Here is a 26,785-nt window from a genome sequence, read left to right on the forward strand (position 1 = left end):
AACTACATGTCGTACTTCTTCAACTCCAGGCCGCGCGCCTGGTACTGCCGCCAACGCTCACGCAGCGGGCCGCGCGCGGATTCGTCGGCCGGCACCACTTCCAGCACCCGCTCGAAGCTGCCTTCGACCGGGTTGTCGCGCAGGTTGATCACCAGCGGGCGAACCGGGGTGTCGATCGACGGCGGCGCGATCAGCACCGGCGCCAGGTGGTCGCCGTCCTCCTCGTCCCCCTCGTCGGCCATGCCGGCGATCTGGTGTGGCACGAAGGCGTCCTCGTCGAACGACCACAGCAGGTCGTCCAATTGTTCGGCCTGGGTGGCATCGCGGGTCAGCACCAGCGTCCACAGGCCGGCGTCATGCGCCTTCTGCGCCAGCTTGCACACCAGCAGCAGCGGCTCCTCGCGGAACCGCGGCTTCTGGATCAGGTAGAACTCGGCGCTGGCCATGCGGGCGCGGGTCCGTCAGTCGGTAGCGTGGGTCACGGCGCGATCAGGCGGCGCGATCGATCAGCCATTGGCTCAGCAGGCCGACCGGGCGGCCGGTGGCCATGCCCTTCTTGCCTTCGTCGCTGGCCGAGCCGGCGATGTCGAGGTGTGCCCAGCGCTGGCCTTCGGTGAAACGCGACAGGAAGCAGCCCGCGGTGATCGCGCCGGCCCAGCGGCCGCCGATGTTGTAAACGTCGGCGAAGGAGGAATCCAGCATGCCCTGGTACTCGTCCCACAGCGGCAGGCGCCACGCACGGTCGAACACGTGTTCGCCGGCGGCCAGCAGTTCGCCCGCCAGATCGTCGTGCTTGCTCATCAGGCCCGAGGCGTACTTGCCCAGTGCGACCATGCACGCGCCGGTCAGGGTGGCGACGTCGACCAGCGCGGCCGGCTCGAACTTCTGCGACCAGGTCAGCGCGTCGCACAGGATCAGGCGGCCCTCGGCGTCGGTGTTGCCGACCTCGATGGTCTTGCCGGACATGCTGGTCAGCACGTCGGACGGGCGGTACGCGTCGGCGTCGGGCATGTTCTCCACGGCCGGCACCACCACCACCAGGTTGATCGGCAGGTTCATGCCCACGGCGGCGACAAACGTGCCCATCACCGTGGCAGCGCCGCACATGTCGTACTTCATCTCCTCGATCCCGCCCTGGGTCTTGAGGTTGATGCCGCCAGTGTCGAAGGTGATGCCCTTGCCGACCAGCACGTAGGGCTTGGCATCACCGCCGTTGCGGTACTGCAGCGCGATCAGCTTGGGCGGATTGGCCGAGCCGCGGCCCACGGCCAGCAGCGAGCCCATGCCCAGCGCCTCCATCTGCGCCACGTCCAGCACCTCGCAGGAGGTCGTCGGGAACTTGCCGGCGAAGGTCTGCGCCTGCTCGGCCAGGTAGCCCGGGTTGCAGATGTTCGGCGGCAGGTTGCCCAGCTCGCGGGCGAACTTCACGCCGTTGGCGATGGCCTTGCCCTGCGCCAGCGCGGTCTCGTCGCTGCCGGTGACGGCCAAGGTGCGCAGGCCCGGGTCGACCTTTTTCTTGGCCTTCTCGCCCAAGGTGGCGGTGTAGCGGTAGCAGGCGTGGTCGGCGGCGATCACGGCCTGGCGGATGTTCCAGGCGGCATCGCGGCCGGCCACCGGCACTTCAGCCAGGGTGAACACGGCGTGGGCGACCGGACCGCTCTTCAGCGTGCGCGCCGCGTCACCGACCGCCTTGAGGTACTGGGGCACCCCGAACTTCGCCGCCTCGCCCAGCCCGATCACCAGCACGCGCGGCGCGGTGACGCCGGGCAGGTCGTGTAGCAGGGCGGTCTTGCCGGTCTTGCCGCTGGCGTCGCCGCGCTCCAGCAGGGCGCGGATGCGACCGCCGCTGGCCGCGTCCAGCGCCTGGCCGGCCGGGGTCAGGGTGTTGTCGGCGAAGGCGCCCACCACGAGGCAATCGGTGGTGGTGGAGGCGGGTGCATCGCGGTTCAGGTCGAATTCGAGGGTCATGCGGCAGTTTCCAGAGAATGCAGAGGCCATGCGGCCGTTTCATGCGCCATTCCGTACAATCCGGCGGCGCCAACGGTCGTTTCAGGCCAGAATGCGCGGCGGGCGGGGCCCTTGGCGGGCCCGGCATCGCCGGACGAACCCCCAAGTCTAAAGCACCGTGCCGGATTCCCGAAAAAAGGGTCCGGGGCGCCGCCAACCCACCGAGGCCCGATGCCCAAGCTAGACCGCTACCTGTTCAGCGAACTCGCCCAGTCCACCTTCGCGGTGCTGGTGGTGCTGCTCATCGTCAGCATGGGCGCGGTGCTGGCCGACGTGCTGCGCGACATCACCAGTGGCCGGGTGCCTGCGGCGCTGCTGCTGGCGCAGATCGGGCTGCAGTTCCTGAACTACCTGCCGATCATCCTGCCGCTGGCCCTGCTGCTGGGGTTGATGCTGGGCGTGGGGCGGCTGTATCGCGACTCGGAAATGCCGGTCATCACCGCCGCTGGTGTCGGCCCCGGCCGCCTGCTTCGGCCGGTGATGATGCTGGTGGTCCCGGTGGTGACCTTCATCGCCCTGTGCTCGCTGTGGTTGGGCCCGTTGGCCCACCGCACCTCAAAGCAGATGATCAGCGATGCCAACCGCAACCTGTTGATCGCAGGCCTGGAGCCTGGCCGCTTCACTGAATTGCCCGGCGGCGGCGTGGTGTACGTGGGCAGCATGTCCGGCGATGGCACCCAGTTCCAGCGCATCTTCATCCACCGCCAGAACGACGAGCGGATGGACATCACCACCTCCAACACCGGCCGCCTGACCGTGCACCCTGACGGGGAGCGTTTCATTACCCTGGAAAAAGGCTTCCAGGTCGAAGGCCCGCGGCATGACGGCTTGGGTTACCGATTGCTGCGCTACGCCAGTAATGACGTGCGCCTGCCACCGGGACAGGGGAAGTTCGATCCCAAGGATCCGGAAGTGATGTCGACGCCGGCGCTGCTGGCCGATGATCGCCGCGAGGCCAATGCGCAGGTGCACGCGCGCCTGGCGCCACCGCTGCTGGCGCTGGCGTTTGCCCTGCTGGCCGTGCCGCTGTCGCGCACTTCGCCGCGGCAGGCGCGTTATGGGCACCTGTTGATGGGGTTCCTCGGCTTCGTGGTGGCCACCAGCCTGATGTTGATGGCGCGCGGCTGGCTGGAGGACGGCAAGCTGCCGCCCGCGGCCGGGATGTGGTGGCTGGTGCTGCCCCTGCTGGTGCTGGGCATCTGGATGTACGTGCGTGATGGCCACCCACGTGGCTTGTGGGGGCGTCGCTGATGGCGGTCTTCGGCAAGGCCTTTCCCAAGGTCCATGAGCTGTTCCTGGGCCGCATCGTGCTGGGCACGGTGCTGCTGACCTGGGCGGTGCTGTTGGGGCTGGATGTGATGCTGGCCCTGGTCAGCGAAGTCAGCGACATCGGCAAGGGCAGCTACGACTTTCCCAAGGCCGTGGCCTACATGGCCTACACCGTCCCACGCCGTGCCTACACGCTGTTCCCGACCGCGGCCGTGATCGGTGCGCTGATGGCGCTGGGCCAGCTGGCGGCCACCTCCGAGCTGACCGCGCTGCGCGCGGTGGGCCTGTCGCGCCGGCGTCTCAGCCTGACCGTGGCGGGCGCGCTCGCGGTGCTGACCCTGGCGATGGTGGTGAACGGCGAGACGCTGGCGCCGTGGGGTCAGCGCCAGGCCGATGCGCTCAAGGCCTCGGCCAAATCCAACGACCTGATCGTGGCGCGTTATTCGGGCCTGTGGGCGCGTGAAGGCGAGGTCATCCTCAACGCCGTCGATGGCGACGAGCGCGACAACGGCGACGACCGCTGGCTGGAGCTGCGCGACGTCAGCCTGTACGAATTCGAGCCCGACGGCCGGCTGAAGTCCATGGCGGTGGCCAAGGTGGCCGAGCACCGCCCCGGCGGCTGGCTGTTGCGCGACGTGACCCGGACCACCTTCGCCGAGCGCTCGGTGGCACGCCGGCAGGTGGCCGAGGAGCGTTGGGACTCCGAGCTGGACACCACCGCGCTCACCGCAGGCATGGCCAAGCCACGCTACATGCCATCGCCCGAGCTGAAGGACGCCATCGACTACCGCCTGCGTAACGGGCTGGATGCCGGTGACTTCCAGGAAATCTACTGGGGGCGCTGGTTCTACGCGTTGAATGCGCTGGCCTTGTGCCTGGCGGCGATCCCGTTCGCCTTCGGCAGCCTGCGCAGTGGCGGGCTGGGCAAGCGCTTGTTCATCGGCATCGTGTTCGCCTTGGGCTTCTGGCTGTTGCAGACCCAGTTCGTGCGTCTGGCGCAGGTGTACAAGTTCGACTTCCGCGTCGCCTATCTGCTGCCGACCGTGATCATGGTGGCCGTGTCGGTGATGCTGTTCCGACGCCGGTCGGGCTGAGTCTTTCGCCCCGGATCAGGTCGGCTTGGGGCGGCGTACCAGGCGCGTGCCGCTGACGCGGTCATGCCAGGTAAGGCGGTCACGGTCGAACCACGCCCACCAGAAGCCCAGGCCCGCTGCCAGCACCGACACCGTGCCCACCGCGTAGCGCACGCGCAGCGCGGGCAGCGGTGCGGGGCCGCCATCCGGACCGATGACGTGAAGCCGCCAGGGCCGCATGCCCAGCGTCTGCCCACCGCGACGCCAGCTGGCAATGGCATACGCGCCGGTCAACAGCCAGCACACCAGCCACAACAACCACTGCAGCGCGCTGAAAGGGGCGATGACTTCGCGCGAGCCATGCCCGGCGAGCTGGTATCCCACCGTGAACACGGCCCCGGCCGCCATCCACAGGGCCAGTGCGGGAAAGAAGTCGTAGAGCAGGGCCAGCAGGCGCCAGCCGATGAGCGCGCGCGGTGTGTCGGGGTGCGATGTCATCGCACAAGGATAGTCGCTAAGCTGCGACCATGACGTCGCGCACACCTGCCGAACGCCGCCAGCGGGTGATGGCGTTGCCCCCCGTGCCGGACGCGGACCAGTCCCTGATCAGCCGCTTCCTCGAAGCCCTGTGGGCGGAGAATGGCCTCTCGCGGCAGACCCTCGACAGTTACCGTCGCGACCTGGAAGGGCTGGCCCGCTGGCGCGAGGGGCAAGCGGGTGGCGTGGCCGCCGCTGACCGTGCGGTGCTGTTCGATTACCTGGCGTGGCGCACGCGCGAGGGCTACTCGCCGCGCAGCAACGCGCGCCTGCTGTCGGCATTGCGTGCGCTGTACGCGTGGCTGGTGCGCCGTGGCGAGCGCAACGATGATCCGACCGGGCTGCTGGAGCCGCCGCGACTGCCGCGATTGCTGCCCAAGGCGTTGGCCGAAAGCGAGATCGATGCACTGCTGGCCGCACCCGACACCACCACGCCACTCGGCCTGCGCGACCGGGCGATGCTGGAGCTGATGTACGCCGCTGGCCTGCGCGTCAGCGAACTCGTGAACCTGCCGGCCACCGCCGTGAACCTGCGCCAGGGTGCGCTGCGGGTCACCGGCAAGGGCAGCAAGGAACGACTGGTGCCGTTGGGCGAAGAGGCCCAGCACTGGCTGGAGCGCTACCTGGCCGCCGCGCGCCCGCAACTGGCCGGCAAGCGTGCGCTGGCGCCGCTGTTCCTCGAAGCGAGTGGCGAGGCGCCGACGCGCCAGCAGTTCTGGCACTTGGTCAAGCGCCACGCCGCCGCGGCGGGCATCGATCCCCGCCGGATCAGCCCGCATGGGCTGCGCCACAGCTTCGCCACCCATCTGCTGAACCGCGGCGCCGATTTGCGCGCGCTGCAGATGCTGCTGGGGCACGCCTCGTTGTCAACCACGCAGATCTACACCCTGGTCGCGCGCGAGCAACTCAAGCAGTTGCACGCGCGCCACCACCCGCGAGGCTGAGCGGACAGTGCCGCACATCGCGGTTTCCATGCCGCCCGGTCCTGTTGGCGACGGCTTTGCCGTTGGTCGTGCAACAATCCCGCGGAACCTAGGCCCGTCGCCGCGGTCGAACTACTCGAACCTCCAGGGAAGAACCCCCTTCATGAAGCGCATCCTCATCGCCGCGCTCGGCGCGATCAGCCTCTCCGCCTGCGCCCAGCAGGCTCCGCAGTCCGCCCAGGCGCCCGGCGCCCAGGCCGCCAGCGCCAATGCCGTCACCGCGGCCAAGCCGATCGCCGGCACGCCGGAAGCGCGCGCGGTGGACGCCATCCGCCAGCTCAACCCGCAGGTCACCGTGGAAAAGGTCGCCGCGGCGCCAGTGCCCGGTTTCCGCGAGGCCATCGTCGGTGGTCAGGTCGTTTACATCAGCGACGACGGCAAGTACCTGTTCCTGCCCGGCTCGGGCGGCGCGCTGTTCGACGTGGGCGCCAAGAAGAACCTGAGCGAAGTGGCCCTGTCCGGCATGCGCGTGGACCTGCTGAAGACCATCCCGGCCAGCGAGCGCATCGTGTTCGCGCCGCCGAACCCCAAGTACACCGTCACCGTCTTCACCGACGTGGAGTGCGGTTACTGCCGCAAGCTGCACAGCGAGATCGCCGAGTACAACCGCCAGGGCATCGCGATTGAGTACCTGGCCTTCCCGCGCATGGGCATCGGCAGCGAGGACCACAAGAAGATGGTGTCGGTGTGGTGCGCGGCGGACCGCAAGAAGGCCCTGACCGACGCCAAGAGCGACAAGGCGCTGAAGATGGTCGACTGCAAGAACACCGTCACCATGCAGTACGACGTGGGCCAGCGCGCCGGGCTGACCGGCACGCCGATGATCCTGACCAAGGATGGCACCCAGGTGGGCGGCTACCTGCCGCCGGCCCAGCTGCGCGCCACCCTGGACCGCTTGGCGGGCGAAGGGGCCAAGCCGGCCGCCGCCGCTCCGGCCGCAGCGACGCCCTCGGACCCGGTGAAGCCCGCCACGGGAGCCTGATCCGGGCCATGCCTCGGTACCCGGGCCGGCTGAAGCCACCCCTGGGTGAGGGCCCGCACCGCCGCCTTCGGGCGGCGGTCTGCGTTTGCGGCCCCGGAAGTCCGGCTTCGCGCCGCCCCCCAGCGGCCTGTCGTACCCCGCCGCCCGGCCGGGCAACGCCATCGTGAGGCCTCGGTTACAATGGCGGGCCCGACGTAGCACGGTTCCCCGGACATGATCGTCCTCGAGGGCGTACCCGCCCTGTCTTCGTTCCGCCGCGAACGCCTGCAAGCCCGCCTCCAAGCCATCCATGCCGACCTGCGCCTGCTGGGCGCGTGGTGGGTGTACTGGGTCGATGCCGATCCGGGCCAGACCCCGGATGCCGCCGCGCTCGACCGCATCCTGCAGGCCAGCAGCGCGGCCGCGCCGCGTGAGGCCGGGGCCGTCTCCCGTTACGTCACACCGCGCTTGGGCACGCTGTCGCCGTGGGCCAGCAAGGCCACCGAGTTGCTGCGCGGTGCCGGACAGCCGGTGCACCGCGTGGAGCGTGGCATCCGCTACGACCTGGCCGGCTGGCCGGCCGATGCCGCCGCCCAGGCCGCATTGGCCAAGGTGCTGCACGACCCGATGACCCAGTCGGTGCTGGACACCCGCGAGGCCGGCGAAGGCCTGTTCGCGGTGCCTGCGCGTGGCGACGTCGAGCGCATCCCGCTGGACCAACTGGAAGCCGCCAACGTGCGCCTCGGCCTGGCACTGGCCGATGACGAGATCGCCTACTTGCGTGAGCGCTACGCCGCGCTGGGCCGCGATCCGGCCGACGTCGAGCTGATGATGTTCGCGCAGGCCAATTCCGAGCACTGCCGGCACAAGATCTTCAATGCGTCGTGGACCGTCGATGGGCGTGAGCAGCCGCAGTCGCTGTTCAAGATGATCAAGAACACCCACGCCCACGCTCCCGAGCACACACTGTCCGCCTATGCCGACAACGCCGCGGTGGTGGAGGGCTACGCCAGCCGCCGTTTCCGTCCGGATCCGCTGACCGGCGCGTACCGCAGCGAGGCTGAGATCGAATCGGCGTTCTGCATCAAGGTCGAAACCCACAACCACCCGACCGCCATTGCCCCGTTCCCCGGTGCCTCCACCGGCAACGGTGGCGAGATCCGCGACGAGGGCGCCACCGGCCGCGGCGGCAAGCCGAAGGCCGGCCTGACCGGCTTCAGCGTCTCGCACCTGCGCATCCCGGGGCTGCCGCAGCCGTGGGAGCGCGAGCGCGCGCTCAACCCGCGCATGGCGCCGGCGCTGGAGATCATGCTCGACGGCCCGATCGGTGGCGCGGCGTTCAACAACGAATTCGGTCGTCCCAACCTGACCGGCTACTTCCGCAGCTTCGAGCTGGACGAGGGCGCCCATGCGCGCGCCTACGACAAGCCGATCATGCTGGCCGGCGGCCTCGGCGCCATCGACCGCGTGCAGGTGACCAAGCTTGGCCTGCAGCCCGGCGATGCCGTGGTGGTGCTCGGTGGCCCGGCGATGCTGATCGGCCTGGGCGGCGGCGCCGCCAGTTCTGTGGCTTCCGGCGAGAGTGCTGAGGACCTGGATTTCGCCAGCGTGCAGCGCGACAACCCGGAGATGGAGCGCCGCTGCCAGGAGGTCATCGACCGCTGCGTGGCGATGGGCGCCAACAACCCGGTCGCCACCGCGCACGACGTGGGCGCGGGTGGCCTGTCCAACGCCATCCCCGAGCTGCTGCACGACTCCGACCTGGGCGGCGTGATCGACCTGGGCAAGGTGCCGAAGGACGACCCATCGCTGTCGCCGATGCAGCTGTGGTGCAACGAATCGCAGGAGCGTTACGTGCTCGGCGTGCCAGTGGACCGCATCGCCGAGTTCACCGCGATCTGCGAGCGCGAGCGCTGCCCCTTCGCGGTCGTGGGCCATGCGACTGCCGAGGAGCACCTGGTGGTCGGCTACGGCGCCACCGTCGCCAACGCGCGCGAGCCCGGCCACGACTGGCCGATCGACATCCCCATGGACGTGCTGTTTGGCAAGCCGCCGAAGATGCACCGCGACACCGCACACCCGGCGCCCGCGCCGTGGCCCGCGCTGCAATGGGCGGGCCTGGACCTGCGCGACGCCGCGCTGCGCGTGCTCGCGCACCCCACCGTCGCGTCCAAGAACTTCCTCGTCACCATCGGCGACCGCAGCGTCGGCGGCCTGACCGCGCGCGACCAGATGGTCGGCCCGTGGCAGTTGCCGGTGGCCGACTGCGCGATCACCTTCACCGGTTTTGAAGGCTTCGTCGGCGAGGCGATGGCCATCGGCGAGCGCACCCCGCTGGCGCTGCTGGATGCCGCCGCCGCCGCGCGCATGGCCGTGGGCGAGGCGATCACCAACCTGTGCGCCGCACCGGTGGAATCGCTCAACCGCATCAAACTGTCCGCCAACTGGATGGCCGCTGCCGGCCACCCGGGCGAGGACGCGCTGCTGTTCGACGCGGTGAAGGCCGTGGGCATGGAGCTGTGCCCCGAGCTGGAACTGAGCATCCCGGTGGGCAAGGACTCGCTGTCGATGCAGGCGCAGTGGCATGCCGAGGGCGTGGCCAACAAGTCGGTGTCGCCGGTGTCGCTGATCGTCAGCGCGTTCGCGCCGGTGGTCGATGTGCGCCAGCAGCTGACCCCGCTGCTCTCGCGCGAGGACGAGTCCGAGCTGTGGCTGATCGGCCTGGGCGCCGGCAAGCAGCGCCTCGGCGGTTCGGTGCTGGCCCAGTGCCATCCTGACGCCGCCGAGGGCAACGGCGCGCTGCCGGCCTTCGCCGGCCAGGGCGAGGAACGCGGCGATCTCGGCGTGCCGGATCTGGACGATCCGCAGCGCCTGCGCGATTTCTTCGAGCTGATCCGCGACGCGCGCGAGGCCGGCCTGCTGCTGGCCTACCACGACCGTTCCGACGGCGGCGCCTTCGCCGCGCTGGCCGAAATGGCGTTCTGCTCGCGCCGTGGCCTGGACATCAGCCTCGATGGCTGGGGCGAGGATCCGTTCCGCACCCTGTTCAACGAGGAACTGGGCGCGGTGGTGCAGATCGCCAACGAGGACCGTGCCGCGTTCGCCGACCTGGTCGCGCGCCACGGCCTGATCGACTGCGCGCAGCGTATCGCCAAGCCGACCGGCGCACCGGTCGTGCGCGTCATCCAGGACGGCGGCACGCTGGCCGAATGGCGGTGGGATGAGCTGTTCGATGCCTGGTGGGCCACCAGCCACGCGCTGCAGAAGCTGCGCGACAATCCCGAATGCGCCGACGAGGAGCGCGCCATCGCGCGCGACTTCAACGCGCCGGGCTTGAAGCCGAAATTGGGTTTCGACGCGCAGGACGACATCGCCGCGCCGTTCATCAACACCGGCGTGAAGCCCAAGGTGGCGATCCTGCGCGAGCAGGGCGTCAACAGCCAGGTCGAGATGGCGTCGGCGTTCGACCGCGCCGGTTTTGAGGCCTTCGACGTGCACATGAGCGACCTGATTACCGGTCGCGTGCAGCTGGCCGACTTCATTGGTTTCGCCGCGTGCGGTGGCTTCAGCTACGGCGACGTGCTGGGCGCGGGCCGCGGCTGGGCCACCAGCATCCTCGAGCGCAGCGCGCTGCGCGACGCCTTCGCCACGTTCTTCGCCCGCCCCGACACCTTCGCGCTGGGCGTGTGCAACGGCTGCCAGATGCTGAGCCAGCTCAAGCCCATCATTCCGGGCGCCGAACACTGGCCGGTGTTCCTGCGCAACCGTGGCGAGCAGTTCGAAGGCCGCCTGTCGCTGGTGGAGGTGATGGAGTCGCCGTCGCTGTTCCTGCGCGGCATGGGCGGCTCGCGCCTGCCGATCGTGGTCTCGCACGGCGAGGGCCGCGCCGAGTTCGACGGCGCCATCGACCGCGCAGCCGCCAACGTGGCGCTGCGCTACATCGACGGCAACGGCGCGGTGGCGACGCAGTACCCGCTCAACCCGAACGGTTCCGCCGATGCCATCGCGGGCCTGTCCACCATCGACGGCCGCGTCACGATCATGATGCCGCACCCCGAGCGCACGCCGCGCAGCGCCAACCTGAGCTGGGCGCCGAAGGACTGGGGTGTTGATTCGCCGTGGCTGCGGATGTTCCGCAACGCGCGGGTGCACGTGGGCTGAGGCACGCCCCGCGGCCCGTGCGATCACGGGCCGCAAGGCCGGAGCGGGTCCGCGCCCGCCTCGCCGCCACTGAAAGCCGTGGCCTCTTGTCCGTGGCCAGTACGTGACCTGCTAAAGTCAGGCCCCACGGTTTGCCGGAGGTGGTGTGAACGCGCTGGTCACGGAAGCAGAATCGGTCCAGCCCGCCGAGGGTGGGGTGGAAGCGCGCATCGTCGAGGCTTTGCTGGCCAAGGGTCGGCTCAAGGAAGCCGACCTCGGCCGTGCCCGGCGTCTGCAGGAGGAAGCCGGCGGCCAGTTGCTGGCCCTGCTTGCGCGTCTGGGCCTGGTCTCCGAGCGCGACCACGCGGAAACGGTGGCCGAGGTGCTCGACCTGCCCCTGGTCAGCGCCAAGGAGTTGCCCGAGCTGCCGCCCGAAGGCAGTGCGCTCACCGCCAAGTTCATGAAGCAGTTCCACGTGTGCCCGGTGGCCGAGACCGACACCACCGTCGATGTGCTCGTCGCCGATCCGCAGGACGCCTACATCCTCGACGCCGTGCGCTTGGCCACCGGCCGCGAGGTGCGTCCGCACGTGGCGCTGCGCTCGGAGATCGACGACCTGGTCGAGCGCTGGCACGGCCAGGGCCGCAGCGCCATGGGTGCCATCGTCGAGACCGCCGAAGGCGAGGGCGGTGGCGACCTGGAGGACGTCGAGCACCTGCGCGACCTCGCGTCCGAAGCGCCGGTCATCCGCCTGGTCAACCTGATCATCCAGCGAGCGGTGGAGCTGCGCGCGTCCGACATCCACATCGAGCCGTTCGAGAACCGGCTGAAGGTGCGCTACCGTGTCGATGGCGTGCTGATCGACGGCGAAAGCCCGCCGGTCAACCTCACCGCCGCCGTGATCAGCCGCATCAAGATCATGGCCAAGCTCAACATCGCCGAGCGTCGCCTGCCGCAGGATGGCCGCATCATGCTGCGCGTGCAGGGCAAGGAACTGGACCTGCGCGTGAGCACCGTGCCCACCGCGCACGGCGAGAGCGTGGTGATGCGCCTGCTCGACCGCGAGACCGTGGTCTTCGACTTCAAGCGGCTGGGCTTCACCGATGCCTTCCTGCCGCAGTTCCAGAAGGTGCTGGACCAGCCGCACGGCATCCTGCTGGTCACCGGCCCCACCGGCTCGGGCAAGACCACCACGCTGTACACCGCGCTGAGCAAGCTCAACACCCCCGACGTGAAGATCATCACCGTCGAGGACCCGATCGAATACCAGTTGGAAGGCATCAACCAGATCCAGGCCAAGCCGCAGATCGGGCTGGACTTCGCCCATGCGCTGCGCAGCATCGTCCGCCAGGACCCCGACATCATCATGATCGGCGAAATGCGCGACCTGGAAACGTGCCGCATCGCCATCCAGTCGGCGCTCACCGGCCACCTGGTGCTGAGCACGCTGCACACCAACAATGCCGCCGGCGGCATCACCCGCCTGCTGGACATGGGCGTGGAGGACTACCTGCTGACCTCCACCATCAACGGCATCCTCGCCCAGCGCCTGGTGCGCCGGCTGGAGCCGACGCATGCGGAGAAGTACCCGGCCTCGCCCGAAGAAATCGAGAAGTTCAACCTGCGCCGCTACCAGCCCGAGGGCGAGATCTTCCTGTACCACCCGCGCGGTTCGGTGCTGGCGCCCACCGGTTACCTCGGCCGCACCACCATCATGGAATTCCTGGTGATGAACGATGAGTTGCGTCGCGCGGTGATGCGCCACGCCGGCATGGGCGAGGTCGAACAGATCGCGCGCCAGCACGGCATGCGCACCATGTACGAGGACGGCATCATCAAGGCGATGGCGGGGCAGACCACCATCGAGGAAGTGTTGCGCGTGACCGAGGACGCCTGACCCCATGGCGCTGTTCCGCTACAAGGCGCTGAACGCACGCGGCGAGATGCTCGACGGGCAGATGGAAGCCGCGAGCAACGCCGAGGTGGTGCTGCGCCTGCAGGAGCAGGGGCATCTGCCGGTGGAGGCGCGGCTGGCCAGCGAAGGTGGCGGTGCGCCGTTCTGGGTCGGGTTGTTCAAGCCCAAGGCCTTCGCCGGGGCGCGCCTGGTGCAGTTCACCCAGCAACTGGCGACGCTGCTCGGCGCGGGCCAGCCGTTGGACCGCGCATTGTCGATCCTGCTGGAACTGCCAGAGGACGAGACCGCCAAGCGCACCATCGCCGACGTGCGCGATGCGGTGCGCGGCGGCACCTCGCTGTCCACCGCACTGGAGCGCCAACACGGCACGTTCTCGCGCCTGTACGTGAACATGGTCCGCGCCGGCGAGGCCGGTGGCAGCCTGCACGAAACGCTGGCGCGGCTGGCCGACTATCTGGAGCGCAGTCGCGCGCTGCAGGGGCGCGTCATCAACGCGCTGATCTACCCGGCCATCCTGCTGGTGATGGTGGGCCTGAGCCTGCTGTTCCTGCTGGGTTACGTGGTGCCGCAGTTCGCGCAAATGTACGAAAGCCTCGACGCCGAGTTGCCGCTGTTCACCAAGATCGTGCTTGGCGTCGGCCTGTTCGTGCGCGACTGGTGGATCGTGCTGATCGCGGTGCCCGCGCTGGCGTTGTGGTGGTTCGACCGCAAGCGCCGCGATCCCGACTTCCGCGCGGCCCTGGACGCCTGGCTGCTGCGCCGCCGCTTCGCCGGCGCGCTGGTGGCCAAGGTGGAGACCGCGCGGCTGGCGCGCACCCTGGGCACGCTGGTGCGCAACGGCGTGCCGCTGATGGCGGCGCTGGGCATCGGCCGCAACATCATGGGCAACCGCGTGCTGGCCGCCGATGTCGAGGCCGCCGCCGACGAGGTCAAGAACGGCGTCGCGCTGTCGACCGCGCTGGGCAAGGGCAAGCGCTTCCCGCGGCTGGCCCTGCAGATGATCCAGGTGGGCGAGGAGTCGGGCGCTCTGGACACCATGTTGGTCAAGACCGCCGAAACCTTCGAGCAGGAAACCGCGCTGTCGCTGGACCGCATGCTGGCCGCGCTGGTGCCGGTGGTGACCGTGGTACTGGCCGGTGTGGTGGCGGTGGTGGTGCTGGCAGTGCTCACGCCGCTGTACGACCTGACCAACGCCATTGGCTGAACGGCGCCACCTCTCGCCGGTGGGGAGCTGGCGTGCGATGCTCGTTGAATCTGGACTCATCTGTTACGGAAGGATGCAATGCGAAACACCCGCTCCCTGACCCGATCCCCGACCGCCGCCGCGCAGCGCGGCATGAGCCTGATCGAGATCATCATCGTGATCGTGCTGATCGGCGCCGTGCTGACCTTCGTCGGCAGCCGTGTGCTGGGCGGCGCTGACCGCGCCAAGGCCAACCTGGCCAAGTCGCAGGTGGCGACGCTGGCACAGAAGGTCGAGTCGTTCCAGATGGACACCGGCCGCCTGCCCAACACGCTGGACGAACTGGTCACCCAGCCCGGCGACGCGGCCGGCTGGCTGGGGCCTTACGCAAAGGACAGCGAGCTCAAGGACCCGTGGGGCCACGCCATCGAATACCGCGCACCGGGTGATGGCCGTGACTTCGACCTGGTAATCCTCGGAAAGGACGGCAAGGTCGGCGGCAGCAGCTACGACACCGACATCAAGTACGAATAAGCCGGGCCGCGCCCACGCGTGACTGCGCGGCACGATGGAACGCAGCGGTGGGAGCCGAGCGGATGAAGCGCGCACAGCGGGGCGTGTCATTGCTGGAGATGCTGCTGGTGATCGCGCTGATTGCCGGCATCTCCGTGCTGGCGGCCGCCACGCTGGGCGGTGGCTGGCGCGGCATGCAGCTGCGCTCCAACGCCAAGCAGATCGCGGCGCAACTGCGCTACACGCGCACCCTCGCACTGTCCACCGGACAACCGCAGCGTTTCGTGATCGACCCGCAGGGCCATCGCTGGCAGGCACCCAACAATCGCAGCGGTGAGATTCCGGCCGCGTTGGGCGTGCGCTTCATCGGCGCGCGCGAAGTGCAGCCCACCGAAGGGGAGGGCGCCATCCAGTTCTTCAACGACGGCGCCGCCACCGGTGGGCGCATTGAGCTCAGCGACGACCGCGCGGCCTGGCGCATCGACGTGGCGTGGATGACCGGCGAAGTGCGCCTGAAGCGCGTGGAGGCCACGCCGTGAACAGCCACTGGCAGGAAGTGGCAACGCGTGATGGCCGCTGTGCGTGCCGGCGTGGCGCGGCCTGGCAGACAGCACTCCGCGCCACGCGCCAGCGCGGCTACACGTTGATCGAAGTGATCGTCGCGTTTGCCCTGCTCGCCCTGGGATTGACCCTGTTGCTGGGCACGCTCTCCGGTGCCACGCGCCAGGTCCGCGTCGCCGCCGACGGCGGACGGGCGGCGCTGCACGCGCAGTCGCTGCTGGACGAACTGGACATGGATGCGCCGCTGCGACCGCAGCAGCGCGACGGCGATTTCGAGGACGGTACCTACCGGTGGCGGCTCAGTGTTCAACCCTGGCGCGAGGAGGTCGCGGCCGCGCCCGTCGCGCCTGTGTCCGCGCAGGGCCCTCGTTTGCTGGAAGTGGAACTGGACGTGGAATGGGGCGACGGCCGTCCCGGTCAGCGCCTGTCCGTGCGCAGCCTGCGCCTGGCCACCGACACCGGCGAGGACACACCATGAAGGCGCGCGGCTTCACCCTGATCGAAGTGCTGCTGGCCACCGTGCTGCTGGCCACCGCGTTGGCGTTGGCGTTCGCCACGCTCAGCGCCGCTGTTCGCACCGCCGGCCGTGGCGAAAGCCTGGCCGGGCATAGCGAACGCGAACGTGCTGTGGCCGGCTTCCTGCGCAAGCGCCTGGCTGCTGCGCGACCGGTGGCGTTCGGCACCACCGAGAACACCGGCGAACCGCTGCGCTTCGTCGGTGAACCCGACCGGCTGCGGTTTGTCGCCGACCTGCCCGATTACCTCGGCCGCGGCGGACCCTACCTGCACGACCTGGCCGTGACCGACGTGGACGGCGAGCCAGCGCTGAGCCTGGACCTGCAACTGGTGTTGGCCGGCCAAGCCTTCGCCGAAGACCCGCCGCGCCCGCCCGAGATGCTGGTCGAAGGCCTGCGCGAGGCCAAGTTCCGCTACCGCGGGCTGGGGCAAAGCGGCGGGTTGGGCGAATGGCAGGACCGCTGGACGGCCGTGGCGCAGCTGCCACTGCTGGTGGAGGTCACGCTGATTGACGCCGACGACCGCGCCTGGCCGCCGATGGTGGTCGCACTGCCGATGGCCACCAGCGTGGCCTCGCCCGCAGTCGGTGAAGCGGAGGCGGCGGCCCGATGACCACGCGCCACCCGCCGCGACGAACTCCTGCCCGGGGCGCGGCCCTGCTGCTGGTGCTGTGGTTGCTCCTGCTGCTCGCCGGCCTGATCGGCGGCTTCGCGCTGACTGCGCGCGTGGAGTCGATGCAGGGCCAGGTGCAGGTGCGTGGCGTGGCCGCGAATGCCATCGTGCGGGCCGGCCTGGACTACGCGCTCACCCGCGTCGACGACCCCGACCCCCGCCGCCGCTGGGCCCCGGATGGCCGGTCACAGCCCTGGAGCTACGGTGGCGCGCAGCTCACCGTCACCCTGCTGGATGAGAACGGCAAGATTGACCTCAACCAGTCCGACCTCACCCTGCTGACCGAACTGTTCCGCGCCGTTGGCGAGCCGGGCGAGCGCGCCACGCGACTGGCCGCGGCCGTCATCGATTGGCGCGACCCCGACCTGCTCACCCAGCCTTCCGGTGGCGCTGAAGACCCGGATTACGCCGCTGCTGGCTTGCCTTATGGCGCCAAGGACGCGGAGATGGAGAGCGTGGCCGAACTGGAGCAGGTGCTGGGCATGACCCCCGCCCTGTACGCCAAGGTGGAGCCTTACATCACCGTCCACAGTGGCCGAGCGGCTCCGGATCCCGCGTTCGCTCCGGCAGTGGTGCTGGATGCGATGGGGCAGGACGGGGAAGCCATGGTTGCGGCCCGTACGGCTCCGGTCGCGGGGAATCTCGACCCGACGGAGGCTGGGCGGCTCGTGGCCAGCGGGAGTGGCACGTATAGTATTGAGAGCCGTGCGCGGCTGCCGGACGGCCGCGAGTCGGTGTTGCGGGCCGTCGTGCGCGTGGGAGGCAACGCGGTGCCAGGCATGGCCTACACCGTGTTGCGATGGGAGGAAGGAGCTTCGCCGCGATGAATCGGTTGCGTGACCGACTGGGACGTGCCGGAACGCTGATGCCTGCGGGCGCTGGCGGTTTCCTGGCATGGTGGGGCACCTCGTTGGCCACGTGGCTGCCCGAAGGTTGGCGTCGCGTGCTGGGGCTTGGCGCAGGCCGCCTGCTGTTGCAGCCGGGCGCCGACGGGGTGCAGTTGCGCCTGCAGCAGGGGGCTGAGCTTCGCGATCTGGCGCGCCTGCCCGCGCTCGCCGATGACGGCATGGCCGACCCGTTGGCCCGCGTGCTGTCGGCGCGTGCCGCGGAATTGCCGCGCGCGCTGCTGCTGCCGGCTGCGGTGGCGCTGCGGCGTGAAATGACCTTGCCCGCGGCCGCCGCCGACCGCCTGCGCGATGTGGTCGGCTTCGAGATCGACCGCCAGACCCCGTTCACTGCCGACGCGGTGGTGTACGACGTGCGCGTGCTGCGCCGCCGCGCCGCGCAACTCGACGCGGAACTGGTCGCGGTGCCGCGCCAGGCCATGGAGGCGCAGCTCGGCCAGATCGGCCCACTCGCCGGCACCTTGGGCGGCGTGGACGTGGCGGGTGCCGACGGCGTGCCGCTCGGCATCAACCTGCTCCCGCCCGAGCGCCGGCATCGCCGCCCGGATCCGTGGCGGGTATGGAACTGGGGCCTGGCCGCATTCGCGGTGGTCGGCGTGGCGTTGGCGCTGTGGCAGGTGCTCGACAACCGCACCCAAGCGGCGGATGCGCTGGAGCAACGCCTGGAACGTGACGCCGCGCCCGCGCGCCGCGCCGCCGCGCAACGCCAGCAACTGGTGTCGCTGATCGAGGGCCAGGCCTTCCTCGACAACGCCCGCCGAGCGCGGCCCGCCGCGGTTGAGGTGATCGACGAACTGGCCCGCCGCCTGCCCGACGGCACCTATCTGGAAAAACTGGCGATCGAAGAGGAGCGGCTGACCCTGATTGGCCTGAGCAACGAGGCCCCGGCCTTGATCGGCCGGCTGCAGGGCTCGCCGTTGTGGCGCTCGCCGGCGCTGACCGGCGCGCTGCAACCGGACCCCTCGTCCGGCCGCGACCGCTTCACCCTCAGCGCAGAGATCGGGCCGAAGGCGCCGGCAGGCAAGGAGACCGCGCGTGGCAACGCCCGTACCTTCCACTGACCGTGACCGCTGGCTCGCGCTCGGCCTGCTGCTGGCCGTGCTGCTGGTCGTCTACGCGTTGTTCGTACATCCGTGGTGGACCGCGCCGATGCTGCAGCTCAACGAGCGCATCGCCGCGCTGCAGGAGCGCGAACAGCGCATCCTGGCCGAGCTGAAGCAGGCGCCTGAAGTGGCGCGGCGTCTGGCCGAAGTCACCCGGCGCCAGTCGGCCATGCCGGGCTTCCTGCCGGAAGCCAACGCCGAACTGGCCACCGCCGGACTGATCCAGCAACTGGAGCGGGTGGTGGCTGAAGCCAGCCCCGGCAACCGCAGTTGCGCCATCACCAATCGCTCGCCGCTGACCGGGCAGGCCACGCGCGAGCGCTTCAACCGGGTGGTGGTGCAGGTGCGCCTGCGCTGTGGCAACCCGGAGTTGGCGCAGGTGCTGCACTCGCTGGAAAGCGGCACGCCGCGGTTGTTCGTGAACAACCTCAACGTACTCGCCCAACGCATGTATTTCGCGCCGGGCGTGCGCAACCCCGGCGAAGGCGGCCTGGACGTCTCCTTCGACCTGTACGGCTACCTGCCGCCGTCCGTGGAGGTGTCGCGTGCGCGTTGATACCGCCCGCCCGTGGACGTGGTTGCTGGTCGGTGCCGCCGGCTGGGGCGCGCTGGCGTGGGCGCTGGCGTTGGCCGGCATGGGCGAGCGTATGCCCACGCTGCCCGACGATGCCGCCTTGGCCAAACCCCTGCCGCCACTGCGCAACGCGCAACCCAGCCGTATCGGCCCGCTGGGGCAGTACAGCGAGATCGGGCAAAGGCCGCTGTTCGCCACCGACCGCCGCCCCAAGCCGTTCTTCCTGCAGGGCGCGGGCGATGCCAACGCCGCGACCGCATTCGATTACGTGCTGACCAGCGTGATGATCACGCCGAACCTGCAGCTGGCAATCCTGCAGCCACCCGATGGCAGCCAGTCGCTGCGGGTGAAGCTGGGCGATGCGCCCGAGCCGCAGCCGGCGTGGCGCCTGGTGTCGCTCAATGCACGCAGTGCGGTGTTCGAAGGGCCCGAGGGCCAGAAGACGCTGGAGCTACGCGTGTTCGATGGCGCGGGTGGCGAACGGCCCACGCCGTCCGCCAGCGCCGCGGGTACGGCACCGGCACCCGCAGCGCAAGCCGTCCAGGCGGCCACTGCCGCTGCCGAGGCTAGCGAACGCCCGGGTCCGCAGGGGCCGGCCGTGGTCGATCCGAGCCCCGGCACGCCGGCCCCGTCCCGCCCCGCTGCTGCCAATGCCCAGGCTCCCGTCACGCCGGAAGCCCAGATGGAGGCCATCCGCAAACGCATCCAGGCACGTCGCGAGCAGTTGCGCCGCGAAGCCGCCCAGGCGCAACCGCCGGCCAAGTAACCCTAGAGTGCATGTCATGACATCTTCCAAGAACCAGCACGCGCGCACCGGCCAGGCTTCCACCGCCGCCCCGTTGATGGCATCACCGCTCACTCGGGCCCTGTGGCTCGGCTGCAGCGTGGCATTCGCGACCTCGTGCGCGACGGTGCCGCAGGCCAATGTGCGTCGCGATGCCGATCCGGCATCGTTGCAGCGCAGCGCGGGCACGGCCGGTTCGACCGCCGCCGTGGGCGGCGGCGTCAAGAGCGAGCCGTTGGCGACCAGCGACGCCGGCCCGCAGCCGCAGATCCGCCGCGGCACCGGGCAAGTCATCAACCGCAGTGCCGCGTCGGCGCCGCCGCCGAACTTTGGCGGCAGCAGCGGGCAGGCTACCTTCAACTTCGAAGGTGAATCGCTGCATGCGGTCGTCAAGGCCATCCTCGGCGACATGCTGGGCCAGAACTACGTCATCGCGCCGGGCGTGCAGGGCACGGTGACGCTGGCCACGCCCAAGCCGGTCAGCCCGGCGGATGCGATGAACCTGCTGGAAATGGTGCTGGGCTGGAACAACGCCCGCATGGTGTACAGCGGCGGTCGCTACAACATCGTGCCGGCCGACCAGGCGCTGGCGGGCAACGTCGCCGCGCGCACGGGCTCGGCCGCGAGCGCGCGCGGTTTCGAGGTGCGCACCGTGCCGCTGCGCTATGTCTCGGCGAGCGAGATGGAGAAGATCCTCAAACCTTACGCCCGCTCCAACGCGGTGGTTGGGGTGGATGGCGCGCGCAACGTCATCACCGTGAGCGGCACCCGTGCCGAGCTGGAGAACTACCTGCGCACCATCGAGGTGTTCGACGTTGATTGGCTGTCGGGCATGTCGGTGGGCGTGTTCCCGCTGAAGTCGGGCAAGGCCACCAAGGTGGTGGCCGACCTGGAAAAGGTCTTCGGCGAGCAGAGCAAGACGCCGGTGGCTGGCATGTTCCGCTTCATGCCGCTGGACGGCGCCAACGCCGTGCTGGTGATCACGCCGCAGGCCGCGTACCTGGACGACATCCGCACGTGGCTGGAACGCATCGACGGCGCAGGCGGCGAGTCGCAGCTGTTCTCCTACGAGCTCAAGTACATCAAGGCCAAGGATCTGGCCGACCGCCTGGCCGAGGTGTTCGGTAGCACCAGTGGCGGCGGCGGAAGCAGCGGCGGTGCGCCGTCGCTGATGCCCGGCCTGCAATCGGTGGAACTGAAAGACAGCGAGGGTGGCAGCGTTGCGCAGATGTCAGGCGAGGGCAGCAGCGGCGGCAGCGGTGGCGGCCTCGGCGAAGGCATGGCGTTGAGCCCGCGCAGTGGCGGCGGCAATGGCTCGGTCACGCTGGACGTCGAAGGCAGTCGCGTGGGCGTGTCGGCGGTGGACGAAACCAATTCGCTGCTGGTGCGCGCCAACCCGGCGGCATGGCGTTCCATCCTCGAGGTGATCGAGCGCCTGGACGTGATGCCGATGCAGGTGCAGATCGAGGCGCAGGTGGTGGAGGTTTCGCTGACCGGCGACCTCAGCTACGGCGTTAACTGGTACTTCGAGAACGCGGTTTCCGACCCGGTGGCGAGCGGTGGCGCCGGCTTGGCGAGCGCCGTCGGGCGCAGGATCTGGGGTGACGTTTCCGGCGTGGTCGGGTCAGCCGGGCTGGGTTGGACGTTCCTCGGCAAGAATGCCGCGGCGGTGATCACCGCGCTGGACGAAGTCACCGACCTCAAGCTGCTGCAGACCCCATCGGTAGTGGTGCGCAACAACGCCGAGGCCACGCTCAACGTGGGCACGCGCATCCCGATCGAGTCGGTGACCGTCAATACGGGCACCGGCACGAATACTTCCTACGGCCAGGTGCAGTACCTGGATACCGGCGTGATCCTCAAGGTGCGCCCGCGTGTGAGCAGGGACGGCATGGTGTTCCTGGACCTGGTGCAGGAGGTCAGCTCGGCGGGCTCGTTGCCGGCACGCTGCAGCGACGCCGATTTCGTGGGCGCCTGCAACCCGCCGGTCAACACACGCAAGCTGAAGACCGAGGCAGCGGTGCAGAGCGGTGATACCGTGATGCTCGCGGGCCTGATCAGCGACGGCCTCACCAAGGGCTCGTCGGGGCTGCCGGGGCTGAGCCGTATTCCAATCATCGGCGGGCTGTTCGGCACGCGGTCGTCCACTTCCACGCGTAGCGAAGTGGTGGTGCTGCTGACGCCGACCATCATCCGCAACCCGCAGGAAGCGCGCGACCTGACCGACGAATACGGCCAGCGTTTCCGCGCGCTCAAGCCGTTGCCGGCAAAGCGCGCGTACTGATGCTCGAAGCGGGACGCGGGCATGGGTGAGGCGCAGGGCGAATTGCCCATCGTGGTGCTGCCGGTGGGCAGCGACGATGACGCCCTCGATGCCTGCCTCGCCGCACTGGATGCCAGCACGCCCGCGGGCACGCGGGTATGGCTGGCGGACGACGCCTGCGCAGGTCCGCGCGGGTACGCGATCATCGAGCGCTGGATGGCGCGTACGGACCTGAAGGCCGATTACACCCGCCGCCAGCGCAGCGTGGGCGAAGTCGCGCACCTGGACCAGGCGCTGGCCGCGTGCGCGGGCCTGGACGTGGTTGTACTGGCGCCGGACGCCGTGCCGCTGCCAGGTTGGCTGCAGCACATGACCGCCAGCCTGCATGCCGATGGCGCGATCGGCAGCGTGACCCCATGGTCCAACGCGGGTGAGGTCGCAGCCTGGCCGCGAATCGGCGAGATCGCGCCGGTGCCTGCCGAACCCTTGCGCTTGGCGCACGCGGCTGCGCACATGCCGGCCTTGTTGCCTGAACTGCCGGCGGCAGTGGGGCATGCAGTGCTACTGCGTGGTGCGGCGCGTGCCCGCACTGGCGGGCTGGACGCATCCAGTTACGGATCCTGGTACGCCGCCCTCATCGATCTTTCGTTGCGACTGGCTGGACTGGGTTGGCGCAACGTGCTCTGTGATTCTGCGTTCGTCGCCCGCCGAGGCGAAGGCATACCGGCGGACGGCGACATGGATCGGTTGGCGGTGCGTTGGCCGGACTGGCACGCACGCCTCGCCCAGTGCCTGATGCAGGACCCGCTGCGGGGTGCGCGCGAGCAACTCTCGCAACTGCTGGCGACGCTGGGACCGCCGGAGGCGCAGGGCGACCTGTTCGAAGGCGCCCCCATGGCGGCGCCGCGCTCCGCATCGCCTTCGGCGCAGCCGCAGCTAGCCTCGCCGAACCCCGTCCGGCTCGGCGAAGGGAATGACCTTGCTTGCGTGATCCCGGAATGCCGCGCGGACGACGACGCATGAGCGACAGCGCCGTGGATACCCGCGTCGGTGCGGTCATCGTGACCTACCAGAGCGCGAGCACAATCGATGCGTGCCTTACGCGACTGCGCGAGGCCGAAGGGGTCGGCGCCATCCGCGTGGTCGACAACGATTCCCGCGATGACACGCTGGACGTGGTGCAGCGCCACGCGCTGGCCGACCCGCGCGTACGTTTCATCGCCAATCCGGACAACCCCGGCTTCTCCGTCGCCTGCAACCAGGGCGCGCGCGATGTCGATGCGCCGTGGCTGGCGTTCGTGAACCCCGACTGCCTGGTCGAGCCCGATACCTTCACCCGGATGCTCGCGTTGGCCCCGGATTCCCCGCCCACGCTGCTGGGCGCGGACCTGGTGGATGAATCGGGACGCCGCGATCCCGCCGCACGGCGGCGTGATCCGGATTTCGCAGGGATGCTGCAGGGCGTGCTGCGCAATCCAGCAGGAAAGTCGCAATTGGCGGTGACCATCGATGACGCGCGGTCACTGCAGCCCGTGGATGCCATTTCCGGCGCGCTGATGTTGCTGTCGCGCGCGCTCTTCGAGCGCATCGGTGGCTTCGACGAAGGCTACCGCCTGCACGCCGAAGACCTGGACCTGTGCCGACGCGTGCGCGCGGCGGGCGGGGCCGTGGCCGTGGCCAATGCCGTGCGCGTGCTGCACATGCGTGGCGTTTCCAGCCGTTCGCGCCCGGTGTTCGTGGAGTGGCACAAGCACCGTGGCCTGTGGCGCTATTTCTCCCGCTTCGAGGCGCCACGGCGGGGTGCGCTGGTGCGTGCCGCAGTGTTCCTGGCGATCTGGCTGCGGTTTCCGCTGTCGGTGTTGAGGGCGGCGCTCAAGCGCTGACCTCCCTTCGCCATGCGCGTGCCATGCGCATTCGGCGCGGCCACCCGAGTCGGCGGGCCTGCAAGGCGACGGACGTGCCGCAGGCATGCTGCGCGGCAACTTCAGCGGTGCTGGTTGATCTCGTCGCGCAGCGCCTTTGCAGCCGCGGCAGCGGCTTCGGCATAGTCCTCGCCCGCGGAGGCGTACAGCACCGCGCGCGAGCTGCTGATGATCAGGCCGGTGCCGTCGGCGGTGCGTGCATTGCGCACCACGGCCCCGGCATCACCGCCCTGCGCACCCACGCCGGGCACCAGGAACGGTACGTCACCGACGATCGCACGCACGTCGCGCAACTGCTCCGGCCACGTTGCACCCACCACCAGCGCGCAGTTGCCGTTGCCGTTCCATTCGCGCGCGACTTTCTCGGCCACGTGCTGGTACAGCGGACGGCCGCCCACCAGAAGGTCCTGCAGGTCACCCGCGCCCGGGTTGGAGGTGCGGCACAGGATCACCACGCCGCGATCGGCGCGGTCGAGGAACGGCTGCACCGAGTCGCGGCCGAGGTAGGGATTTGCGGTCACCGCGTCGGCGGCATAACGGTCGAAGGCTTCGGTGGCGTAGTGCTGCGCGGTGCTGCCGATGTCGCCGCGCTTGCTGTCCAGGATCACCGGAATACCGGGGTGGCGCGCATGGATGTGCGCGATAACCCGCTCCAGCGCCGCCTCCTCGCCAAGTGCGGCGAAGTGGGCGATCTGCGGCTTGAATGCACAGGTGTACTTGGCGGTGGCGTCGACGATGTCGATGCAGAAATGCAGCACCGCGTCCGGGTCGTTGGCGAACTTCGCCGGGAACTTCGCCGGCTCCGGATCCAGGCCGACGCAGACCAGCGAATTGGCCTGGTCCCAGCGCGTGCGCAGTTGCTGCATGAACGTCATCGTCGACTCCGGTTGCATGTGTGCGATGTGGCGCGACCTCGCGCCATGCGAAGACGCCCACTTGTTGTGGGCGTCCTCGTCGTGCCTTACTTCAACGCCTTGAAGCGCAGGCGGTGCGGCTGTGCGCCCTCGGCGCCCAGGCGACGCTTCTTGTCTTCCTCGTACTCGCGGTAGTTGCCCTGGAAGAACTCCACGTGCGAGTCGCCTTCGAAGGCCAGGATGTGCGTGGCGATGCGGTCCAGGAACCAGCGGTCGTGCGAGATCACGAAGGTGTTGCCGGGGAACTCCAGCAGCGCGTCTTCCAGCGCGCGCAGGGTCTCGATGTCCAGGTCGTTGGACGGTTCGTCGAGCAGCAGCACATTGCCACCCTGCAGCAGGGTCTTGGCCATGTGCAGGCGGCCGCGCTCACCACCGGACAGCGAGCCGACCAGCTTCTGCTGGTCCTGGCCCTTGAAGTTGAAGCGGCCGATGTAGGCGCGCGACTGGATCTCCACGCCGTTGATGTTGAGGATGTCGAGGCCGCCGGACACTTCCTGGAAGACGTTGTGGTTGCCTTCCAGCTTGTCGCGGCTCTGGTCCACGTAGGCCAGCTTCACGGTCGGGCCGGTCACGATTTCGCCGGAGTCCGGCTTTTCCTGGCCGGTGATCATCTTGAACAGGGTCGACTTGCCCGCGCCATTGGGGCCGATGATGCCGACGATCGCGCCCGGCGGCACGATGAAGCTCAGGTCGTCGATCAGCAGGCGGTCGCCGAACTTCTTGCTGACGTGCTTGAACTCGATGACCGAGTTGCCCAGGCGCTCGCCCGGCGGAATGAAGATTTCATTCGTCTCGTTGCGGCGCTGGTAATCGACCGACTGCAGCTCGTCCAGGCGGGCCAAGCGCGCCTTGCCCTTGGAGCGGCCGCCCTTGGCGTTCTGCCGTGCCCACTCCAGTTCCTTGGCGATGGCCTTCTGCCGCGCCTTTTCCTGGTTCTCTTCCTGCTTCAGGCGCTCTTCCTTCTGCACCAGCCAGTCGGTGTAGTTGCCCTTCCACGGAATGCCACGGCCGCGATCCAGCTCGAGGATCCACTCGGCGGCGTTGTCGAGGAAGTAGCGGTCGTGGGTGACGGCCACCACGGTGCCGGTGTAGCGTGCGAGGAACTGCTCCAGCCACTCCACCGACTCGGCGTCGAGGTGGTTGGTCGGTTCGTCGAGCAGCAGCATGTCCGGCTTCTGCAGCAGCAGCTGGCAGAGCGCGACGCGGCGCTTTTCACCACCTGACAGGTTGCCGATCACCGCGTCCCACGGCGGCAGGCGCAGCGCATCGGCGGCGACTTCCAGCTGCTGTTCCATCATGTGCGCGTCGCCCGAGGCGAGGATCGCCTCCAGGCGCTGCTGCTCGGCGGCCAGCTTGTCGAAGTCGGCGCCTTCCTCGGCGTAGGCGGCGTAGACCGCGTCCAGTGCGTGCTGGGCGTTGATGATCTCGCCCAGGCCCACTTCCACCGCCTGGCGCACGGTGTGGGTCGGGTCCAGTTGCGGTTCCTGCGCCAGGTAGCCGACCTTGATGCCGGGCTGGGGGCGCGCTTCGCCGGTGAAGTCCTTGTCCACGCCGGCCATGATCTTCAGCACCGTCGACTTGCCGGCGCCGTTCAGGCCCAGCAGGCCGATCTTCGCGCCGGGGAAGAAGGACAGGGAGATGTCCTTGATGATCTGGCGCTTGGGCGGAACGGTCTTGCTGACACCGTTCATGGTGTAGATGAATTGCGACATGGGGGCTCCGGCGGGCGCAACGCCCCGGGGGCGTCGCTGGACATACGGCGGCGACCTGCCGGGGGCAGGGCCGGGGAAACTGGGGATCAGACCATTATCGCGGATGGCGGGGGCGGGCGCCAATTTGGGGGGGTGATTGGCGCCCCTGGCTCAGGCCGGAGCCAGCGGGGCGCCCGGGGGAAGGGCGGCCAGCCGCATCAGGTCCCCCCCACCCAGCCCTGCCATTCGCCCCAGCCTTCACCGCCCGTTAAACTTGGCCATCTCCCCCCCCCCCCCCC

At 69.4% G+C, this 26,785-nt stretch carries 22 protein-coding genes and 1 pseudogene; 18 read left to right on the forward strand and 5 right to left on the reverse strand.

All coding sequences use genetic code 11. From position 1 onward, the window contains the following. Window positions 1-2: 2 nt before the first annotated feature. Both N800_RS06145 and N800_RS06150 read right to left on the reverse strand, forming a co-directional pair. Window positions 3-446, reverse strand: a complete 444-nt coding sequence (locus N800_RS06145) for a DNA polymerase III subunit chi (RefSeq protein ID WP_036135962.1) — start codon at window positions 444-446, stop codon at window positions 3-5. A gap of 43 nt (window positions 447-489) precedes the next feature. After that, on the reverse strand, window positions 490-1,968 hold the full coding sequence (locus N800_RS06150) for a leucyl aminopeptidase (RefSeq protein WP_036135964.1): 1,479 nt from the start codon (window positions 1,966-1,968) through the stop codon (window positions 490-492). Window positions 1,969-2,178: 210 nt separating this feature from the next. On the opposite strand from N800_RS06150, the gene lptF reads away from it, so the two are divergent. Next, complete coding sequence (gene lptF / locus N800_RS06155; RefSeq protein WP_036135966.1) at window positions 2,179-3,258, forward strand: LPS export ABC transporter permease LptF; 1,080 nt, start codon at window positions 2,179-2,181, stop codon at window positions 3,256-3,258. Continuing rightward, the gene (gene lptG, locus N800_RS06160; protein ID WP_036136054.1) at window positions 3,258-4,370 is read left to right on the forward strand and encodes an LPS export ABC transporter permease LptG; all 1,113 of its coding nucleotides are present in this window, start codon (window positions 3,258-3,260) and stop codon (window positions 4,368-4,370) included. The genes lptF and lptG overlap by 1 nt, the downstream gene beginning before the upstream one ends. A gap of 15 nt (window positions 4,371-4,385) precedes the next feature. Here the strand turns inward: lptG and N800_RS06165 are convergent, their stop codons facing one another. Further along, complete coding sequence (locus N800_RS06165; protein ID WP_036135967.1) at window positions 4,386-4,847, reverse strand: RDD family protein; 462 nt, start codon at window positions 4,845-4,847, stop codon at window positions 4,386-4,388. A 29-nt stretch (window positions 4,848-4,876) separates the two neighbouring features. Here N800_RS06165 and xerD point away from each other — a divergent pair, with 29 nt between their 5' ends. The 16 genes and pseudogenes from xerD (at window position 4,877) to N800_RS06245 (ending at window position 23,842) form a co-directional block, all read left to right on the forward strand. Continuing rightward, entirely contained in the window at window positions 4,877-5,830 is a 954-nt protein-coding gene (gene xerD, locus N800_RS06170; RefSeq protein ID WP_036135970.1) for a site-specific tyrosine recombinase XerD, read from the forward strand. Window positions 5,831-5,972: 142 nt separating this feature from the next. Next, window positions 5,973-6,851, forward strand: coding sequence for a thioredoxin fold domain-containing protein (locus N800_RS06175; protein ID WP_084087275.1), 879 nt, complete (start codon window positions 5,973-5,975; stop codon window positions 6,849-6,851). Between the two features lie 213 nt (window positions 6,852-7,064). After that, entirely contained in the window at window positions 7,065-10,991 is a 3,927-nt protein-coding gene (gene purL / locus N800_RS06180; protein WP_036135973.1) for a phosphoribosylformylglycinamidine synthase, read from the forward strand. Window positions 10,992-11,136: 145 nt separating this feature from the next. Then, on the forward strand, window positions 11,137-12,867 hold the full coding sequence (gspE, locus tag N800_RS06185; RefSeq protein WP_036135976.1) for a type II secretion system ATPase GspE: 1,731 nt from the start codon (window positions 11,137-11,139) through the stop codon (window positions 12,865-12,867). Between the two features lie 4 nt (window positions 12,868-12,871). Then, window positions 12,872-14,089 (forward strand): type II secretion system protein XpsF, encoded by a 1,218-nt coding sequence (xpsF, locus tag N800_RS06190; RefSeq protein WP_036135978.1) that lies wholly within the window; start codon window positions 12,872-12,874, stop codon window positions 14,087-14,089. A gap of 78 nt (window positions 14,090-14,167) precedes the next feature. Next, entirely contained in the window at window positions 14,168-14,602 is a 435-nt protein-coding gene (gspG, locus tag N800_RS06195) for a type II secretion system major pseudopilin GspG (protein ID WP_036135980.1), read from the forward strand. Between the two features lie 62 nt (window positions 14,603-14,664). After that, window positions 14,665-15,120: a type II secretion system protein XpsH gene (xpsH, locus tag N800_RS06200; RefSeq protein WP_052107972.1), complete on the forward strand. Its 456-nt coding sequence runs from the start codon at window positions 14,665-14,667 to the stop codon at window positions 15,118-15,120. Next, window positions 15,117-15,620, forward strand: a complete 504-nt coding sequence (gene xpsI / locus N800_RS06205; RefSeq protein WP_269635132.1) for a type II secretion system protein XpsI — start codon at window positions 15,117-15,119, stop codon at window positions 15,618-15,620. The genes xpsH and xpsI overlap by 4 nt, the downstream gene beginning before the upstream one ends. Further along, complete coding sequence (locus tag N800_RS06210; protein WP_036135984.1) at window positions 15,617-16,270, forward strand: prepilin-type N-terminal cleavage/methylation domain-containing protein; 654 nt, start codon at window positions 15,617-15,619, stop codon at window positions 16,268-16,270. The genes xpsI and N800_RS06210 overlap by 4 nt, the downstream gene beginning before the upstream one ends. Next, window positions 16,267-17,157, forward strand: coding sequence for a type II secretion system minor pseudopilin (locus tag N800_RS06215; protein ID WP_036135986.1), 891 nt, complete (start codon window positions 16,267-16,269; stop codon window positions 17,155-17,157). Before N800_RS06210 ends, N800_RS06215 begins: the two co-directional genes overlap by 4 nt. Then, window positions 17,154-18,296, forward strand: coding sequence for a PilN domain-containing protein (locus N800_RS06220; RefSeq protein WP_036135988.1), 1,143 nt, complete (start codon window positions 17,154-17,156; stop codon window positions 18,294-18,296). Before N800_RS06215 ends, N800_RS06220 begins: the two co-directional genes overlap by 4 nt. Beyond that, window positions 18,271-18,894 carry a type II secretion system protein GspM gene (gene gspM / locus N800_RS06225; RefSeq protein ID WP_036135991.1) on the forward strand — a complete coding sequence of 208 codons (624 nt, stop codon included), beginning with the start codon at window positions 18,271-18,273 and terminating at the stop codon, window positions 18,892-18,894. Before N800_RS06220 ends, gspM begins: the two co-directional genes overlap by 26 nt. Continuing rightward, window positions 18,884-19,678, forward strand: a complete 795-nt coding sequence (locus N800_RS06230; protein WP_036135992.1) for a hypothetical protein — start codon at window positions 18,884-18,886, stop codon at window positions 19,676-19,678. Before gspM ends, N800_RS06230 begins: the two co-directional genes overlap by 11 nt. A gap of 76 nt (window positions 19,679-19,754) precedes the next feature. After that, a complete protein-coding gene (gspD, locus tag N800_RS06235; RefSeq protein ID WP_036136059.1) occupies window positions 19,755-21,980 on the forward strand; it encodes a type II secretion system secretin GspD in 2,226 nt (741 codons plus the stop codon). A gap of 21 nt (window positions 21,981-22,001) precedes the next feature. Beyond that, window positions 22,002-22,844 (forward strand): annotated as a pseudogene (locus N800_RS06240) (glycosyltransferase family 2 protein); the annotation flags it as partial. 134 nt (window positions 22,845-22,978) lie between these two features. Then, window positions 22,979-23,842, forward strand: a complete 864-nt coding sequence (locus tag N800_RS06245) for a glycosyltransferase family 2 protein (protein WP_036135995.1) — start codon at window positions 22,979-22,981, stop codon at window positions 23,840-23,842. Window positions 23,843-23,943: 101 nt separating this feature from the next. Here N800_RS06245 and pyrF read toward each other — a convergent pair whose 3' ends face one another. Together pyrF and ettA are read right to left on the reverse strand one after the other, a co-directional pair. Beyond that, window positions 23,944-24,756 carry an orotidine-5'-phosphate decarboxylase gene (pyrF, locus tag N800_RS06250; RefSeq protein WP_036135997.1) on the reverse strand — a complete coding sequence of 271 codons (813 nt, stop codon included), beginning with the start codon at window positions 24,754-24,756 and terminating at the stop codon, window positions 23,944-23,946. Window positions 24,757-24,842: 86 nt separating this feature from the next. Beyond that, window positions 24,843-26,507, reverse strand: coding sequence for an energy-dependent translational throttle protein EttA (gene ettA / locus N800_RS06255; RefSeq protein ID WP_036136000.1), 1,665 nt, complete (start codon window positions 26,505-26,507; stop codon window positions 24,843-24,845). Between the last annotated feature and the right edge of the window lie 278 nt (window positions 26,508-26,785).

The sequence above is a fragment of the Lysobacter daejeonensis GH1-9 genome, assembly GCF_000768355.1.
Classification (GTDB): Bacteria; Pseudomonadota; Gammaproteobacteria; order Xanthomonadales; family Xanthomonadaceae; genus Aerolutibacter; species Aerolutibacter daejeonensis.

What these genes read in the sequence shown, in the direction of transcription:
- N800_RS06215 (WP_036135986.1), top strand. Translation starts at nt 16,267, where the DNA reads ATGACCACGCGCCACCCGCCGCGACGAACTCCTGCCCGGGGCGCGGCC.
- ettA (WP_036136000.1), bottom strand. Translation starts at nt 26,507, where the DNA reads ATGTCGCAATTCATCTACACCATGAACGGTGTCAGCAAGACCGTTCCG.
- xpsH (WP_052107972.1), top strand. Translation starts at nt 14,665, where the DNA reads ATGAAGCGCGCACAGCGGGGCGTGTCATTGCTGGAGATGCTGCTGGTG.
- gspD (WP_036136059.1), top strand. Translation starts at nt 19,755, where the DNA reads ATGGCATCACCGCTCACTCGGGCCCTGTGGCTCGGCTGCAGCGTGGCA.
- N800_RS06175 (WP_084087275.1), top strand. Translation starts at nt 5,973, where the DNA reads ATGAAGCGCATCCTCATCGCCGCGCTCGGCGCGATCAGCCTCTCCGCC.
- N800_RS06210 (WP_036135984.1), top strand. Translation starts at nt 15,617, where the DNA reads ATGAAGGCGCGCGGCTTCACCCTGATCGAAGTGCTGCTGGCCACCGTG.
- N800_RS06145 (WP_036135962.1), bottom strand. Translation starts at nt 446, where the DNA reads ATGGCCAGCGCCGAGTTCTACCTGATCCAGAAGCCGCGGTTCCGCGAG.
- xerD (WP_036135970.1), top strand. Translation starts at nt 4,877, where the DNA reads ATGACGTCGCGCACACCTGCCGAACGCCGCCAGCGGGTGATGGCGTTG.
- xpsF (WP_036135978.1), top strand. Translation starts at nt 12,872, where the DNA reads ATGGCGCTGTTCCGCTACAAGGCGCTGAACGCACGCGGCGAGATGCTC.
- purL (WP_036135973.1), top strand. Translation starts at nt 7,065, where the DNA reads ATGATCGTCCTCGAGGGCGTACCCGCCCTGTCTTCGTTCCGCCGCGAA.
- N800_RS06220 (WP_036135988.1), top strand. Translation starts at nt 17,154, where the DNA reads ATGAATCGGTTGCGTGACCGACTGGGACGTGCCGGAACGCTGATGCCT.
- lptF (WP_036135966.1), top strand. Translation starts at nt 2,179, where the DNA reads ATGCCCAAGCTAGACCGCTACCTGTTCAGCGAACTCGCCCAGTCCACC.
- N800_RS06150 (WP_036135964.1), bottom strand. Translation starts at nt 1,968, where the DNA reads ATGACCCTCGAATTCGACCTGAACCGCGATGCACCCGCCTCCACCACC.
- N800_RS06245 (WP_036135995.1), top strand. Translation starts at nt 22,979, where the DNA reads ATGAGCGACAGCGCCGTGGATACCCGCGTCGGTGCGGTCATCGTGACC.
- pyrF (WP_036135997.1), bottom strand. Translation starts at nt 24,756, where the DNA reads ATGACGTTCATGCAGCAACTGCGCACGCGCTGGGACCAGGCCAATTCG.
- N800_RS06165 (WP_036135967.1), bottom strand. Translation starts at nt 4,847, where the DNA reads ATGACATCGCACCCCGACACACCGCGCGCGCTCATCGGCTGGCGCCTG.
- gspG (WP_036135980.1), top strand. Translation starts at nt 14,168, where the DNA reads ATGCGAAACACCCGCTCCCTGACCCGATCCCCGACCGCCGCCGCGCAG.
- lptG (WP_036136054.1), top strand. Translation starts at nt 3,258, where the DNA reads ATGGCGGTCTTCGGCAAGGCCTTTCCCAAGGTCCATGAGCTGTTCCTG.